At 59.5% G+C, this 14,965-nt stretch carries 14 protein-coding genes; 6 read left to right on the top strand and 8 right to left on the bottom strand.

The window, feature by feature from the left end; all coding sequences use genetic code 11:
• Positions 1-147 precede the first annotated feature (147 nt).
• Entirely contained in the window at positions 148-435 is a 288-nt protein-coding gene (locus tag AC3IUA_RS25400; protein ID WP_489357593.1) for a DUF3509 domain-containing protein, read from the top strand.
• Between the two features lie 166 nt (positions 436-601).
• Here the strand turns inward: AC3IUA_RS25400 and AC3IUA_RS25395 are convergent, their stop codons facing one another.
• Positions 602-1,477, bottom strand: a complete 876-nt coding sequence (locus AC3IUA_RS25395) for a TIGR02285 family protein (protein ID WP_489362476.1) — start codon at positions 1,475-1,477, stop codon at positions 602-604.
• Positions 1,478-1,487: 10 nt separating this feature from the next.
• A complete protein-coding gene (locus AC3IUA_RS25390; RefSeq protein ID WP_489357592.1) occupies positions 1,488-2,687 on the bottom strand; it encodes a CaiB/BaiF CoA transferase family protein in 1,200 nt (399 codons plus the stop codon).
• A gap of 149 nt (positions 2,688-2,836) precedes the next feature.
• Between AC3IUA_RS25390 and AC3IUA_RS25385 the strand changes: the two genes are divergently transcribed.
• From AC3IUA_RS25385 to AC3IUA_RS25375, 3 genes are all read left to right on the top strand, one after another.
• Positions 2,837-3,379 (top strand): YaeQ family protein, encoded by a 543-nt coding sequence (locus AC3IUA_RS25385; RefSeq protein ID WP_489357591.1) that lies wholly within the window; start codon positions 2,837-2,839, stop codon positions 3,377-3,379.
• Positions 3,380-3,445: 66 nt separating this feature from the next.
• The gene (gene recJ, locus AC3IUA_RS25380; RefSeq protein WP_489357590.1) at positions 3,446-5,155 is read left to right on the top strand and encodes a single-stranded-DNA-specific exonuclease RecJ; all 1,710 of its coding nucleotides are present in this window, start codon (positions 3,446-3,448) and stop codon (positions 5,153-5,155) included.
• A 256-nt stretch (positions 5,156-5,411) separates the two neighbouring features.
• Positions 5,412-6,518, top strand: coding sequence for an NADH:flavin oxidoreductase/NADH oxidase (locus AC3IUA_RS25375; protein WP_489357589.1), 1,107 nt, complete (start codon positions 5,412-5,414; stop codon positions 6,516-6,518).
• Positions 6,519-6,671: 153 nt separating this feature from the next.
• On the opposite strand, the gene AC3IUA_RS25370 is transcribed toward AC3IUA_RS25375, so the two are convergent.
• A complete protein-coding gene (locus AC3IUA_RS25370; protein ID WP_489357588.1) occupies positions 6,672-8,297 on the bottom strand; it encodes a glucan biosynthesis protein D in 1,626 nt (541 codons plus the stop codon).
• Positions 8,298-8,712: 415 nt separating this feature from the next.
• Between AC3IUA_RS25370 and AC3IUA_RS25365 the strand changes: the two genes are divergently transcribed.
• Positions 8,713-8,898: a hypothetical protein gene (locus AC3IUA_RS25365; RefSeq protein WP_489357587.1), complete on the top strand. Its 186-nt coding sequence runs from the start codon at positions 8,713-8,715 to the stop codon at positions 8,896-8,898.
• 27 nt (positions 8,899-8,925) lie between these two features.
• Complete coding sequence (locus AC3IUA_RS25360; RefSeq protein ID WP_489357586.1) at positions 8,926-9,267, top strand: hypothetical protein; 342 nt, start codon at positions 8,926-8,928, stop codon at positions 9,265-9,267.
• Here the strand turns inward: AC3IUA_RS25360 and AC3IUA_RS25355 are convergent.
• The 5 genes from AC3IUA_RS25355 to ydcS all read right to left on the bottom strand — a co-directional run bounded on the left by AC3IUA_RS25355 (position 9,264) and on the right by ydcS (position 14,936).
• The gene (locus tag AC3IUA_RS25355; protein ID WP_489357585.1) at positions 9,264-10,688 is read right to left on the bottom strand and encodes a gamma-aminobutyraldehyde dehydrogenase; all 1,425 of its coding nucleotides are present in this window, start codon (positions 10,686-10,688) and stop codon (positions 9,264-9,266) included. The genes AC3IUA_RS25360 and AC3IUA_RS25355 overlap by 4 nt on opposite strands.
• Positions 10,689-10,818: 130 nt before the next feature.
• Positions 10,819-11,661 carry an ABC transporter permease gene (locus AC3IUA_RS25350; protein WP_489357584.1) on the bottom strand — a complete coding sequence of 281 codons (843 nt, stop codon included), beginning with the start codon at positions 11,659-11,661 and terminating at the stop codon, positions 10,819-10,821.
• On the bottom strand, positions 11,651-12,595 hold the full coding sequence (locus AC3IUA_RS25345) for an ABC transporter permease (RefSeq protein WP_489357583.1): 945 nt from the start codon (positions 12,593-12,595) through the stop codon (positions 11,651-11,653). The genes AC3IUA_RS25350 and AC3IUA_RS25345 overlap by 11 nt, the downstream gene beginning before the upstream one ends.
• A 1-nt stretch (position 12,596) precedes the next feature.
• Entirely contained in the window at positions 12,597-13,634 is a 1,038-nt protein-coding gene (locus AC3IUA_RS25340; RefSeq protein ID WP_489357582.1) for an ABC transporter ATP-binding protein, read from the bottom strand.
• 150 nt (positions 13,635-13,784) lie between these two features.
• On the bottom strand, positions 13,785-14,936 hold the full coding sequence (ydcS, locus tag AC3IUA_RS25335; protein ID WP_489357581.1) for a putative ABC transporter substrate-binding protein YdcS: 1,152 nt from the start codon (positions 14,934-14,936) through the stop codon (positions 13,785-13,787).
• Positions 14,937-14,965: the final 29 nt, after the last annotated feature.

Genomic DNA, 14,965 nt, shown 5'->3' with positions numbered 1-14,965 from the left:
TGTCATGTTTCACCTGCATGCTCTACACACTCACATTGACGTGACTCGCTTTCGGTCGACGTGACGACTTTCTCCTCGGGCCGGTGGTCATTTACTGTGGACACGCCCTTAGGCACTTTGTTTTCGGACTATTGAGTGGTGATCGAGATGGAAAGTATCCGCCTGTTGCTAGGGGAGGCGTTGACCCCCTATCAGGTAGCCCTGACCCCGTCGGGTGCCCATGGCGAATGCCTGGTGACCTTGAAGAATGCCACCGGAGCCATTGTGGTCGAGCGGGAGTTCAATCAGGCTCAGCTGGCCGACAAACGTGCGCTGACAGATGTTGTCGACGGTCTGCATCGTGATGTGTTGATTGCCGAAGGGCGCCTCGAACCCTGTGTTATTGCCGCTTTGCGCAACGCCGCACAGGACAAGGTGTTCGCCAGGAACAATTGATTTTAGTATTTGGGGAACCTTAATGCCGTCGGACCAGTCAGATTTTGTACAACAGGATCAAGCATTGTGCTCCGGTGCTTGTAGCTTGTTGTACTGGTCTTTATAGGCCACGTTTAACCCCGAGTCGTCTCCCCACTTCTCGGGGTTTCTTTTTGCCTGGCGTTTGTCATTGCCCCGACGGGCCCTGAAAAAATGCCCTGGCATCTGCCAGATAATCGCGACGCATCTCTGGATCAAGCCAGGCGGCATAGAATCCGCTCAGTGTATCCTGACGCAAATCGCCCAAGGCCTTGTTGATGCGGGTGATGGCTTGACGCCCTTGCGCGGTATCCGAGCAACCGACATGAATCGACTGATATTTTTCCGTATTCTTGATCGGGTAGAACGCCAGCTCTGCGGGTGATATGCCTTGTTGCTGCGCCTGGTAGCGGATTTCCGGCCAGTAGCCCAATAACGCGCTCAGACGGCCCAGACGCTGCATTTGCAGCAGGCTGCCCAGCGCGTCATTGCCATAGTGCGCAGCCAATGCCTCGGCTGCTGCCTGTTGCAGCAGACCGTCTACCGTTTGACCATAACTGCGCTCGGCAACCACCCCGAGTTTCTTGCCGCTACGGGCCAGCAGTGATGTCAGATCGACTTGACCGTCGACCATGAACGGAGCCAGAGCCGCGCGGTCTTGACGTCGCACTGCGAGGCCGTTGCTCATGATCCTGAGGGCCGGTATCGAATATACGATTCGCTGTGCGCGCTCTTTATTCCAGATCAGCGAAGGATCGCAGGTGAATGAGTGGGCACGAAGCATTTGCATGCCGCGCGCACGGTTGACCCGCACAATCTGGTGATCGTATTCCGGCATGCTGGCGATCAGGAGCGGAATCAATTGATCGATCGCTCCGCGTCCTTTTTGCGGTCCCTCGAAAATCGTCAAGGGTGGCAAGTCGCGCAGCAGCCAGACTAACGTCTCCTTGGCTTGAACCGCCCCTGGCACTGCCAGCAGGCACGCCAGCAACGGAAAAATGCTCAGCAGGCGAATCAAAGACAGGCACCTCAGCTTAGATAGCCCCGACTTCGCGCAGGCGGTTGATCTGCTCGGCGTCGTAGCCAAGATCGTTCAGCACCTGCACGTTATGTTCGCCGAGCGCTGGCCCGACCCACTCGGATGTACCCGGGGTATCCGAGAGTTTCGGAACGATTCCCGGCATCTTGAAGGCTTTGCCATCGGGCAGCCTGGCCTGCAGGAACATTTCCCGAGCGAGAAATTGCGGATCGCTGAACATGTCTTCAGCGCTGAAGATCCGGCTGGCCGGTACTTCGGCCAGATTCAATTGCTCGATCACCGCATCCAGTGGCAATGAGCTGACCCAGCGATCGATCACCCCGTATAGTTCATCGCGCCGAGCGTCGCGACCATCGTTGCTGCCCAGGGTTGGATCTTCAGACAGATCCGTGCGACCTATCGCCTGCATGAAGCGCTTGAAGATTGCGTCGCCATTGGCACCGATTTGCACGTGCTTGCCGTCGGCGCTGGTGTGGATGGAGGAGGGCGTGATTCCCGGCATGATGTTGCCGGTGCGCTCACGGATAAAGCCGAAGACGTCGAACTCCGGAACCATGCTTTCCATCATGGCAAATATTGCTTCATACAACGCAACGTCCACCACTTGCCCCTGACCGCCATTGACCTCGCGGTGACGCAGCGCCATCAACGCGCCAATTACGCCCCAGAGCGCGGCAATCGAGTCACCAATGGAAATACCGGTGCGCACCGGCGGTCGATCCTCGAAGCCAGTGATGTAGCGCAAGCCACCCATGGATTCGCCGACGGCACCAAAACCCGGCTGATCCTTCATCGGCCCGGTCTGACCGAAACCCGAGAGGCGCACCATCACCAGTTTCGGATTCAACGCATGCAGAACTTCCCAGCCGAGGCCGAGTTTTTCCAGCACACCGGGGCGGAAGTTTTCGATGAGGATGTCGGCTTCGCTGAGGAGCTGTTTGAGAATCGCCAGGCCGTCCGGGTGTTTCAGGTTCAAGGTCAGGGATTTCTTGTTGCGCGCCTGGACGAACCACCACAGCGAAGTTCCTTCATAAAGCTTGCGCCATTTACGTAGGGGATCGCCGCCATCCGGGGATTCGACCTTGATCACCTCGGCGCCGAATTCGCCGCAGATACGCGATGCGAAAGGCCCGGCGATCAAGGTGCCGAGTTCGATGACTTTGACCCCGGCAAGCGGTTTGGCGGTGAGCGGCATGGGAAATCCTGTAGGACAAACGGATGAACGAAGAGAGCGTTTTAACATAGCCCGGCTATCTCGCTAAAGGTTGATGAGTCTCGGGATTCGTTGATTGGCCTGTGCATCGGTTAGACTTGCCGCCTTTCCTCGTATCAAGAAGCCCTTTCATGGCCCAGCCGTCCACGACCTACAAGTTTGAACTGAACCTTACTGACCTCGATCGTGGGGTATACGAAAACGTCAAACAGACCATCGCCCGCCATCCTTCGGAAACCGAAGAACGGATGACCGTACGCCTGCTGGCCTATGCCTTTTGGTACAACGAGCAGCTGTCCTTTGGGCGTGGTCTGTCAGAAGTAGACGAACCCGCCCTGTGGGAAAAAAGCCTGGATGACCGTGTCTTGCACTGGATTGAAGTCGGCCAGCCTGACGCCGATCGCCTGACCTGGTGCTCGCGTCGCACCGAACGCACCAGTTTGCTGGCCTATGGCAGCTTGCGGGTCTGGGAAACCAAAGTGATCCCGGCGGTGAAAAACCTGAAAAACGTCAACATCGCCGCTGTGCCGCAAGAGATTCTGGAAGTGCTGGCCAAAGACATGCCGCGCGTAATCAAGTGGGATGTGATGATCAGCGAAGGCACGATTTTCGTCACCGACGATCGCGGCCAGCACGAAGTCCAGCTGCAGTGGCTGACCGGCGAGCGCGGCTGATTCTCGCCAGCCGTCTGCATCACCTGTGTTTGATCCCTTTTCCTGAAGAGCAGAATCCCTCGTCCCATGCGTATCGAACCCCGCCTGTTGCCCGCTGTCCTGCCGTTTCTCGGTGACCTGCCGCCGCTGCTGACCCGCCTCTATGCGGCCCGTGGCGTGCAATCGGAGGCTGAACTGGACAAGAGCCTGGCGCGCTTGATCCCGTATCAGCAACTCAAGGGCATCGATGCGGCGGTGGATCTGCTGGTGCTGGCACTGGAGCAACGTCAACGCATCCTGATCGTCGGTGACTTCGACGCCGATGGCGCGACCGCCAGCACCGTCGGCCTGCTCGGATTGCGCCTGCTGGGCGCTGCTCACGTCGACTACCTGGTGCCCAATCGCTTCGAATACGGTTACGGCCTGACCCCGGAAATTGTCGCGGTGGCGTTGCAGCGCACACCACAGCTGCTGATCACCGTGGACAACGGCATCTCCAGTGTCGAAGGCGTGGCTGCAGCGAAAGCGGCGGGGCTGACCGTACTGGTCACCGACCACCACTTGCCAGGTCACGAATTGCCGGTGGCGGACGCCATCGTCAACCCGAATCAGCCGGGTTGCGAGTTCCCGAGTAAGGCTCTGGCGGGGGTCGGGGTGATCTTTTACGTGCTGATGGCGTTGCGCGCGCGGTTGCGTAGCCTGGGCCGGTACGACAACACGCCGCAGCCCAACATCGGCGAGCTGCTGGATCTGGTGGCGCTGGGCAGTGTGGCCGACGTGGTGCCGCTGGATGCCAACAATCGCATCCTGGTGCATCAGGGACTTGAGCGGATTCGCGCCGGGCGTGCACGGCCAGGTCTCAAAGCGATTCTGGAAGTCGCGAAGCGCGATCACTCGCGAATCACTTCCACCGACCTGGGTTTTATTATCGGCCCGCGTCTGAACGCAGCAGGGCGCCTGGATGACATGAGCCTGGGCATCGAATGCTTGCTCAGCGAAGACATTGCTGGTGCGCGGGAAATGGCTACCCAGCTCGACGAACTGAACCAGGATCGCAAATCCATCGAACAAGGCATGCAGCGCGAAGCGCTGGCCCAGCTCAAGGACTTGCCACTGGAATCGATGCCGTTCGGGCTGTGCCTGTTCGAAGCCGATTGGCACCAGGGTGTCATCGGGATCCTCGCTTCGCGTATGAAAGAGCGCTACCACCGCCCGACTATCGCCTTTGCCGATGCTGGCGAAGGGATGCTCAAAGGCTCGGCGCGTTCAGTGCCGGGGTTCCATATCCGTGACGCACTGGATGCGGTGGCGGCGAAACATCCTGAATTGATCAGCAAGTTTGGCGGCCACGCCATGGCGGCCGGGCTGTCGCTGCCGGAGCAGAACTTCCCGGCGTTTGCCGAGGCGTTTGACGTTGAGGTCCGTCGCCAACTGCGTGAGGAGGACCTGACCGGGCGGCTGCTCTCGGACGGTACGCTGGCGGTCGAAGAGTTCCATCTGGAACTGGCCCGCGCGTTGCGCCACGCCGGTCCCTGGGGACAACACTTTCCGGAGCCGCTGTTCCATGGCGTGTTTCAGCTGGTCGAGCAGCGCATCGTCGGTGAGCGGCACCTGAAAGTGGTGCTCAAAAGTGAATGCGGTTCATTGAAACTCGACGGCATCGCATTCGGCATCGATCGCGAAATCTGGCCCAATCCGACCATTCGCTGGGTCGAGCTTGCTTATAAACTCGATCTCAACGAGTTCCGCGGCCAGGAAACGGTGCAGTTGATGATTGCCCATATCGAACCGCGGTAGCTGTTGTGGCGAGGGAGCTTGCTCCCGCTGGGTCGCGCAGCGGCCCTGAATCTGCAATCACATTTCGTCAGACTCCAAAACCGGGTTCTTTAGCCCCCCTCATCCCGCGTTGTCGACTAGGCTCTAAGCACTGCTTGATTGGCCTTGTGACGTCTTGTCTTTTTTTGCCCGCGGGGGCGGGTGCTACATCCTTCCAGTCACTCGTCGACTATTCAAACAGAACCCTGGAGCCTGACCACTGATTGAGAGGTGCCCCATGAGTCTGCTGCTTGAACCCTACACCATTCGTCAATTGACGCTGCTCAACCGCATCGCGGTGTCGCCGATGTGCCAGTACTCCAGCGCCGATGGGCTGGCCAATGACTGGCATCTTGTTCACCTCGGCAGCCGCGCCGTGGGCGGTGCCGGTCTGGTGTTTACCGAGGCCACGGCAGTCACCGCCGAAGGGCGAATCACCGCTCAGGATTTAGGCCTGTGGAACGATGAACAGATCGAGCCGCTGCAACGCATCACTCGCTTTATCACCGCCCAGGGCGCCGTCGCCGGTATCCAGCTGGCACACGCCGGGCGCAAGGCCAGCACCCATCGTCCGTGGCTGGGCAAACACGGTAGCGTCAAACCGGCCGACGGTGGCTGGATTCCGGTTGGCCCATCGCCGATTGCCTACGACCCCGAACATACTGCGCCGAAACAGCTGGATGAAGGGCAGATCGCCGAGGTCATTCAAGCCTTTGTCGATGCCGCCAATCGCGCGTTGGTTGCCGGTTTTAAAGTGGTCGAAGTGCATGCCGCCCACGGTTACCTGCTGCACCAGTTTCTGTCGCCGTTGAGCAATCAGCGACGCGATCAATATGGTGGCTCTTTCGAGAATCGCATTCGTCTTGTACTGCAAGTGACGGAAGCGGTGCGGGCGGTATGGCCTGAAGAGTTGCCGCTGTTCGTCCGGGTGTCGGCGACCGATTGGGTCGAGGACGGCTGGAACCCGGATGAAACCGTCGAGCTGGCGCGACGCCTGCACGCCCTGGGGGTAGACCTGATCGATGTGTCCTCGGGCGGCACCGCGGCGAATGCGGAGATCCCTACGGGACCGGGTTACCAAACGCGCTTTGCCGAGCGTGTGCGCAAGGAGGCGGGCATCTCCACCGGTACCGTCGGGTTGATTACCGAGCCGGCGCAGGCGGAACACATCCTGCGCACCTGTCAGGCCGACATTATCCTGCTGGCTCGCGAACTGCTGCGTGATCCCTACTGGCCGCTGCATGCCGATGACGACTTGGGCGGGCACAAGGCCATTTGGCCGTCGCAGTACCAGCGGGCGACTCACCGTGATCAACCGATCCATGAGTCGGATTTGCGCGACTAGGTACGCCTGAAGCAAGATCAAAAGATCGCAGCCTGCGGCAGCTCCTGCACCGACAGGGTACATCCGCACTATCGCAGCCATGTGCAGATCCCGTAGGAGCTGCCGCAGGCTGCGATCTTTTCGATGCCCCCTCGATTTAGGCGATGTATCAAATCAAGGGTATTTACGCTTGTCCGGCGCTGGCGGGAAGTACTGATACAGCCAGGTCTCGCTCAACGTCCGGTCATTTGTACGGATGAACAACCGCAACTCCACCGGCGCCACGCTATCGTTGGTGGGGTACCAGTCGAAGGTCACGCGATAACCCTTGATGTCTTCAAGCAGCAGCACGTTGAAGTCCTTCACCTGACCGTTCGAAGCAGTGACAACCGGTTCGATGCCGGTGCCCTCGGGCAGTCGATCCAGGCCACCGCCGGTAAAGTCCACGGCAAAACGCCGAGCCCACACCTCTGGGTAATGCTCGCCCGGTGCCCAGCCTTCGATAAAACCACCCATGCCCGAGCGCGTCGCGTTGACCCGCGCCAGTGGCGTGCCGACCGGTGGCAACGCACTCCAGTAGAGTTTGTAGCCGTAGTTCAGCGATTCGCCTGCCGCGACCGGCCGTTTGGGCGTCCAGAAGGCCACGATGTTATCGAGGGTTTCACCGGTGGTAGGAATCTCCAGCAGATCAATCGAACCTTCGCCCCAGGCGGTCGTCGGTTCGACCCACAGGCTTGGGCGGCGGCTATACCAATCGACAGTGTCCTGATAACTGGCGAACTCGTGATCGGTCTGCAACAGACCGAAACCTTTCGGGTCCTTGTCGGCGAAGGCGTTGAATTGCAAGGTCGCCGGATTGTTCAGCGGCCGACAGATCCACTCACCATTGCCGCGCCACATGGCCAGGCGGTCCGAGTCGTGGATTTGCGGGTGAATGGTGTCGCACATGCGCCGCTCATGGGTGCCGCAGCTGAACATGCTGGTCATCGGCGCGATGCCCAGTTGCTCGATGGCGGTGCGTGCGTTGATATGCGCATCGATGGCCATCACCACCTGATTGGCCTGGCAGTCGATGTCGAAACGATAAGCCCCGGTGGCGCTGGGCGAGTCGAGCAGGGCGTAGACCACGAAGCGCGTGCTGTCCTTGTCCGGTGTCTCGAACCAGAACCTGGTGAAATCGGGAAACTCTTCCTTGCGCTTGGCATAGGTGTCGATTGCCAGACCCCGAGCGGACAAGCCGTACTGACCACTGGCATCCACCGCGCGGAAATAGCTGGCGCCAAGAAAGGACACGACATCGTGCTTGTCCAGTTCCGGGGCCTTGAACAGCTGGAACCCGGCGAAACCCAGGTCACCCTTGAGCTGAGTAGTATCGACCGTGGTCTTCTCGTAGTTGAATAACGATGGCCGGAAGTGCACTTCCCGCGCCTGGCGGGTCTTGGGATCGACGCTGAACATGCGCACCGGTTGCTTGAAGCCCATGCCGACATGGAAAAACCGCACGTCCAATTGACCGTTCAGTTCTTTCCACAGCGAATGGTTTCCGTCGTACCGGATCGCGTTGAATTGTTGCGGGGCCATGGTGGCGAGTGTCGGCGGCAATACCTGCTTAGTGTCCAGGTAGCGACTGCCTGCCAGTTGCTTGGCTTGAGCCTTCAAGGTCTCGAAGTCGAATGTCTGTGCCTCGCCATCGGCGGTATCGGTGCCAGCCCAGGCGTGGGCGGCGAGCAGCCCGCTGGCCGAGAGACCGGTATAGGCGGCAATGGCCATGGAGGCTTTGAGCAGATTCCTGCGATGCATAAGTACAACCTGTCTTGGGCGATCCCGCGCCGTTCCTGGCACGTGCTGGATCAGAAATTGAGGTTCGGACATGCCTTCGGCCAAACGCAACTGACACTTAACAGATGCCAAATAGCTTAAACCGTTCGGTTGCGGAGCAAAATGAATGATGGCGCAGAGATGGCGCGGCAGTGAAACAAGAAATGTCGGTAAAGTTTTCCCACAGTACTTTCTGTTTTAAAGGGCATTCCTGCATTTTTTGACTAATTACTCTAAAAACCCCTGTTCACCTTGCAGATGTTTTCTATTCTTCTACTCATGACTGGTTTTAGCCCTCAGGCCGGTGGATTTCAGCAGCAGGTTTGTGTCAAGCCACTGCTGAAAAAAACGTTAGGGCGATGAGCTGTTTTTCTTTGATGTGCAGAGGACATCGTCCATGTCGAAAGTACAGGGTATTGCCGGTTTTTTTGCTCTTGTTTGTGGTTTGAGCAGCTCGCGAAAGTCGCGTCGACTCAGTTCGGAGGAGGTGAAGCTGGTGGAACAATACCGCGCATTGTCGGAGAGCGATCGCATCGCCATGCGGTATCTGGTGGATGCGATGAGGAGTGTTTCGCGGTTTTAGAGGCGCTTTACTGGGTGAGGGGGAGGCATGGTTCATGCCCCCTCGTACACCGCTGGGAATGAGAACCTGCTCAATTGCTTTCCCATTGGAGAAGATTTACCAGTATTCCATGCGCTCCATTCTTTGATGCAAAATCCGCAATATCTGTATCTGACCGTGCATCAGACGATAGGGCGCGACAAACGGATACTGACTCAGGATGAGTTCACGCACATCCGGCACCGTTGCCAAATGCTTGCCTACTGCTTGAGTGCCGGTATTGACCTGAATCGCGGTGACGCTATCGCGAGCAAGCTCGCTCCCACAGGGATCGCGATGAACCTGTGGGAGCTGCGGTACGGCGATCCGACTTGCCCGCGAAGCTTTTAGTGCTTGAACATTACATGCCGCACAGTGGTGTAGTCCTCCAGCCCGTACGTGGACATGTCCTTGCCATACCCGGACAGCTTCTGCCCGCCGTGGGGCATTTCGCTGACCAGCATGAAGTGCGTATTGACCCAGGTGCAGCCGTACTGCAACCGCGCGGCAAATCGGTGGGCACGGCCGACGTCGGTGGTCCAGACTGATGACGCCAAGCCGTAGACCGAATCGTTGGCCCAGGTCAGAGCCTGTGCTTCGTCGGTGAATCTGGTCACCGAGACCACCGGGCCGAACACTTCGCGGCGGACGATCTCATCGTCCTGTTGCGCGTCGGCCAGCACCGTGGGTTCGAAGAAGAACCCGTCGCCTTCCACCACCTTGCCGCCGGTGATCAGGCGAATGTGCGGTTGCGCCACGGCTCGATCGACAAACCCGGCGACGCGGTCGCGATGCTGAGCGGTGATCAATGGGCCGAGCTCGGTGGCGGGATCATCCTGCAAGCCGTATTTGATGCTGCTGACCGCCGCACCGAGCTTCTCGACGAACTTGTCGTAGATACCTTCCTGAGCATAGATACGGCAGGCGGCGGTGCAATCCTGGCCGGCGTTGTAGAAACCGAAGGTACGAATGCCGTCCACCGCGGCATCGATGTCGGCGTCGTCGAAGATGATCACCGGGGCTTTGCCGCCCAGTTCCATGTGCATGCGTTTGACGCTGTTAGCAGTGCTGGAAATGATGTTCGCGCCGGTGGCGATCGAGCCGGTCAAGGACACCATGCGCACTTTCGGGTGGGTCACCAGCGGGCTGCCGACACTGGGGCCACGGCCGAACACGAGGTTGAGCACGCCGGCCGGGAAGATCTCCGACGCCAGTTCAGCCAGGCGCAACGCGGTCAGTGGAGTTTGCTCCGACGGCTTGAGCACCACGGTATTACCGGCAGCCAGTGCCGGGGCAATTTTCCAGGCGACCATCATCAGCGGGTAGTTCCACGGTGCGATGGAGGCCACCACACCGACTGGATCTCGACGGATCATCGAGGTGTGGCCGGCCAGGTATTCGCCTCCGGCGGTGCCGCTCATGCAGCGGCTGGCGCCGGCGAAGAAACGGAACACATCGGCAATCGCCGGGATTTCGTCATTCAGCGCGGCGCTGTAGGGCTTGCCGCAGTTATCCGACTCCAGCTTGGCCAGTTCTTCGCCGTGGGCCTGGATCGTATCGGCGAGTTTGAGCAGCAGCAGCGAGCGCTCTCTGGGCGGGGTCTGCGACCAGCCCTCGAAGGCAGCATCGGCGGCTCGGACGGCGGAGTCGACCTGGGATTCGCTGGCTTCGTTGATTTCCACCAGCACGCGGCCCAGCGCCGGGTTGAACACAGGCTGGCTGGCGCCTTCACCGTCGACCAATTGGCCGTTGATCAGCAGTTTGGTTTGCATGTCGATTTCCTCTTCAATGCGGTTCGCAGGAGCTGCCGAAGGCTGCGATCTTTTGATCTTTCTTTTGATCTTTGGCGGCTTCAATGACGCTAAAGATCGCAGCCTGCGGCAGCTCCTACGGGGGGGTTAGTTACTTACCGCCACTCCCGGCCACGCTTTCACCTCCGCGAGTCAGGTAGTAGGCGCCGAGGATCGGGAACATGGTCACCAGCATCACCAACATCGCGACGACGTTGGTCACTGGTACATCCCGCGGTCGGCCGAGTTGGTTGAGCAGCCACAGCGGCAGGGTGCGTTCATGGCCGGCGGTGAAGGTGGTGACGATGATTTCGTCGAATGACAGGGCAAACGCCAGCATGCCGCCGGCCAACAATGCCGAGCCGAGGTTCGGCAGGATGATGTAGCGGAAGGTCTGCCAGCCATCGGCGCCAAGGTCCATCGAGGCCTCGATCAGGCTGTGGGAGGTCCGACGCAAGCGGGCGATGACGTTGTTGTAGACGATCACCACGCAGAAAGTCGCGTGGCCGACGATGATGGTGAACATGCCTGGCTCAATGCCCAGGGTCTTGAAGGTCGCGAGCAGGGCGATCCCGGTGATGATCCCCGGCAGGGCGATCGGCAGGATCAGCATCAGCGAGATACCTTGTTTGCCGAAGAAATCCCGCCGGTACAACGCGGCCGACGCCAGGGTGCCCAGGATCATGGCGATCAGCGTCGCAATGGCGGCGATCTGCAGCGACAGCTTGATCGCTTCGAGCACGTCTGGCCGGGAGAAGGCCACGCTCAGCCACTTCAGAGTGAAGCCCTGGGGTGGAAAGCTGAAGGCGGCGTCTTCGGTGTTGAAGGCGTACATGAAGATGATCAGGATCGGGAAATGCAAGAACACCAACCCGCCCCAGGCGGCCATGCGCAAGCCCAGGGACGCTTGTTCCCCAGGCTCCTCTGGCTTATGTTTTTTTGCATCAGAGCGCATCGAAGGCCCCCAGACGTTTGACGATGGACAGGTAAATGGCGATCAGCACAATCGGCACCAGGGTGAAGGCCGCGGCCATCGGCATGTTGCCGATCGCGCCTTGCTGGGCGTACACCATGCTACCGACGAAGTAGCCCGGCGGGCCGACCAGTTGCGGCACGATGAAATCGCCGAGGGTCAGCGAGAAGGTAAAGATCGACCCGGCAGCAATGCCCGGGATCGACAGCGGCAGCGTGACTTGCATGAAGGTCTGGCGCGGCTTGGCCCCGAGGTCGGCGGAGGCTTGCAGCAGCGACGGCGGCAGGCGTTCCAGGGCGGCCTGGATCGGCAGGATCATGAAGGGCAGCCAGATGTAGACGAACACCATGAAACGCCCCAGATGGGAGGTGGACAAGGTGCTGCCGCCGACACCCGGAATGCCGAGCACGAACTGCAACACCGGTTCCAGCCCAAGGTGCTGAACGAACCATTGCGCGACGCCGCCCTTGGCCAGCAGCAAGGTCCAGGCATAGGCCTTGACGATGTAGCTGGCCCACATTGGCATCATTACCGCGATGTAGAAAAACGCCTTGGTCTTGCCCGTGGTGTAGCGCGCCATGTAGTAGGCAATGGGGAAGGCGACTATGGCACTGGCGATCGACACTGCGACCGCCATGCCCAGGGTGCGCAGGATGATGTCGAAGTTCGACGGCTGGAACAGCGCCGCGAAGTTCGCCAGGGTCAGGTCGGGAGTGACCGCCATGGTGAAGTCGTCGAAGGTGTAGAAACCCTGCCAGAGCAAGATCAGCAGCGAGCCGAGATAGATTGCGCCGAACCAGAGCAGCGGCGGCACCAGCAGCATCGACAGATACAGATTGGGCCGGCGGTACAGCAGATTGGAAAACCGTCGCAACGGCGAGTGGCCGGGCGCGGTGTGGGTCATGGCCAGGCTCATGTCAGACCTCGCTCACAACGGTGTCGGTCAAGCGAATCATCGCTTCGCGGGCCCAGCGTGCACTGATCCGTTGCCCGGGCTGATGCTGGATGCTGCTGTCCAGCCATTGATTGTTGGCCTGGCTGATGTTCAGGGTCTGGCCGTTTTCCAGTTTCAGCTCGTAGCGGGTGGCGCTGCCCTGGTACTGAATGTCGTGCAGCAGGCCGCTGATTTCGATTTCGTGGCTGGCCAGCGGGCCCTCGGCGAAACGCACGTGTTCCGGGCGAATCGAGAACGGCTGGTCGCTGCCGCTCAACTGTCTGGCCAGGTCGCCGCGAATCACGTTGGAGGTGCCGACGAATTCGGCGACGAAAGTGGTGGCCGGTTTCATGTACAGGTTGCACGGGGAGTCGACTTGTTCGATGCGCCCCTTGTTGAATACCGCCACACGATCGGACATCGACAGTGCTTCAGTCTGGTCGTGGGTGACGAAGATAAAGGTGATGCCAAGCTGGCGTTGCAGCTTCTTCAGTTCGCCTTGCATTTGCTCACGCAGTTTCAGGTCGAGAGCACCCAGCGGTTCGTCGAGCAACAACACCCGCGGACGATTGACCAGCGCGCGAGCCAGGGCTACACGCTGACGCTGACCGCCGGAGAGTTGTGCCGGTTTGCGCTCGCCGTAACCACCGAGGGCGACCATGCCCAGGGCTTCTTCGGCGCGATTGCGGCGTTCGGTCTTGCCGACACCCTTGACCTTCAAGCCATAGGCGACGTTGTCCAGTACATTCATGTGCGGGAACAGTGCGTAATCCTGGAACACGGTGTTCACGTCGCGTTGATAGGGTGGCAAGCCGGCGGCTTCTTTGCCGTGAATGCGGATCGAGCCGGCGCTCGGTTGTTCGAAACCGGCGATCAGGCGCAGGCAGGTGGTTTTGCCCGAGCCGGAAGGCCCGAGCATGGAAAAGAACTCGCCGTCCTGGATATCGATGGAAACCCGGTCAACGGCTTTCACCTCGCCGAACTGCCGGGAAACGTTAGTGAACTGGACTGCAAGCGTCATGGTGCGGTGCTCCAAAAAGGCGCGCTTTTGAACAATTGAATAATAGGGTGTGGCGTCAAAAAGATCGCAGCGCCCACAGGCGCGTAGGAGCTGCCGAAGGCTGCGATCTTTTGACCCTTCTTTTGATCCTTCTTTTGACCTTAAGAGGGCTTACCTACCACCCATGATCGCGATGTAATCCTGGGTCCAGCGGCTGTACGGCACGAACTTTCCGCCCTCGGCCTGCGGGGTTTTCCAGAAAGCGATCTTGTCGAACTGGTCGAAACCGTTGGTCTTGCAGCCTTCAGCGCCGAGCAATTGGCTTTCTTTGCAGGCGGCCGGAACCGCTGGCAGCGAACCGAACCAGGCCGCAACGTCGCCCTGGACCTTGGGTTGCAGCGACCAGTCCATCCACTTGTAGGCGCAGTTCGGGTGCTTGGCCTCGGTGTGCAGCATGGTGGTGTCGGCCCAACCGGTGGCGCCTTCCTTGGGGATGGTCGAAGCGATCGGCTGTTTCTCGTTCATCAAGCCGTTGACCTGATACGGCCAGGCGCCGGAGGCCACCACGCCTTCGTTTTTGAAGTCACTCATTTGCACAGTGGTGTCGTGCCAGTAGCGGTGGATCAACGGTTGCTGGGCACGCAACAGTTCGAGTACGGCCTTGTACTGGGTTTCAGTCAGTTCATAAGGATTCTGGATGCCCAGTTCCGGTTTGGCCGACTTGAGGTACAGCGCCGCATCGGCGATGTAGATCGGGCCGTCATAGGCCTGCACGCGGCCCTTGTTGGGCTTGCCGTCCGGCAGGTTCTGCGCGTCGAAAAGCACGCCCCAACTGGTAGGCGCCTGCTTGAACACGTTGGTGTTGTACATCAGTACATTCGGCCCCCATTGATAGGGAGTGCCATAGATCTGTTTATTGACCACGTACCAAGGTCCATCCTTGAGACGAGGATCGAGGTTCTTCCAGTTCGCAATCAACGCGGTGTTGATCGGTTGCACACGTTTGCCGGCAATCAAACGCAAGGAGGCGTCGCCGGAAGCAGTGACCAGGTCGTAACCGCCCTTGGCCATCAAACTGACCATCTCATCGGAGGTGCCGGCGGTTTTGACATTGACCTTGCAGCCGGTGTCTTTCTCGAAACCGGTCACCCAGTCATAGTTCTTGTCAGTTTCGCCACGTTCGATGTAGCCCGGCCAGGCGACGATATCCAGCTGGCCTTCGCCGGCGCCAACGGCTTTCAGCGGTTCGGCGGCCTGGATGCAGGCACTGGCCAGCAATGCCGTGGTAATTGCACTGAGCAGTGCGGTCTTGTGCACGAACATGGGGTTTCCCTCTTCTTTAATTATGGTCG

This window comes from Pseudomonas sp. KH_050, assembly GCF_057838875.1.
The sequence above is the reverse complement of the archived record's forward strand: the minus strand, read 5'-3'. Positions and strand labels throughout refer to the sequence as shown.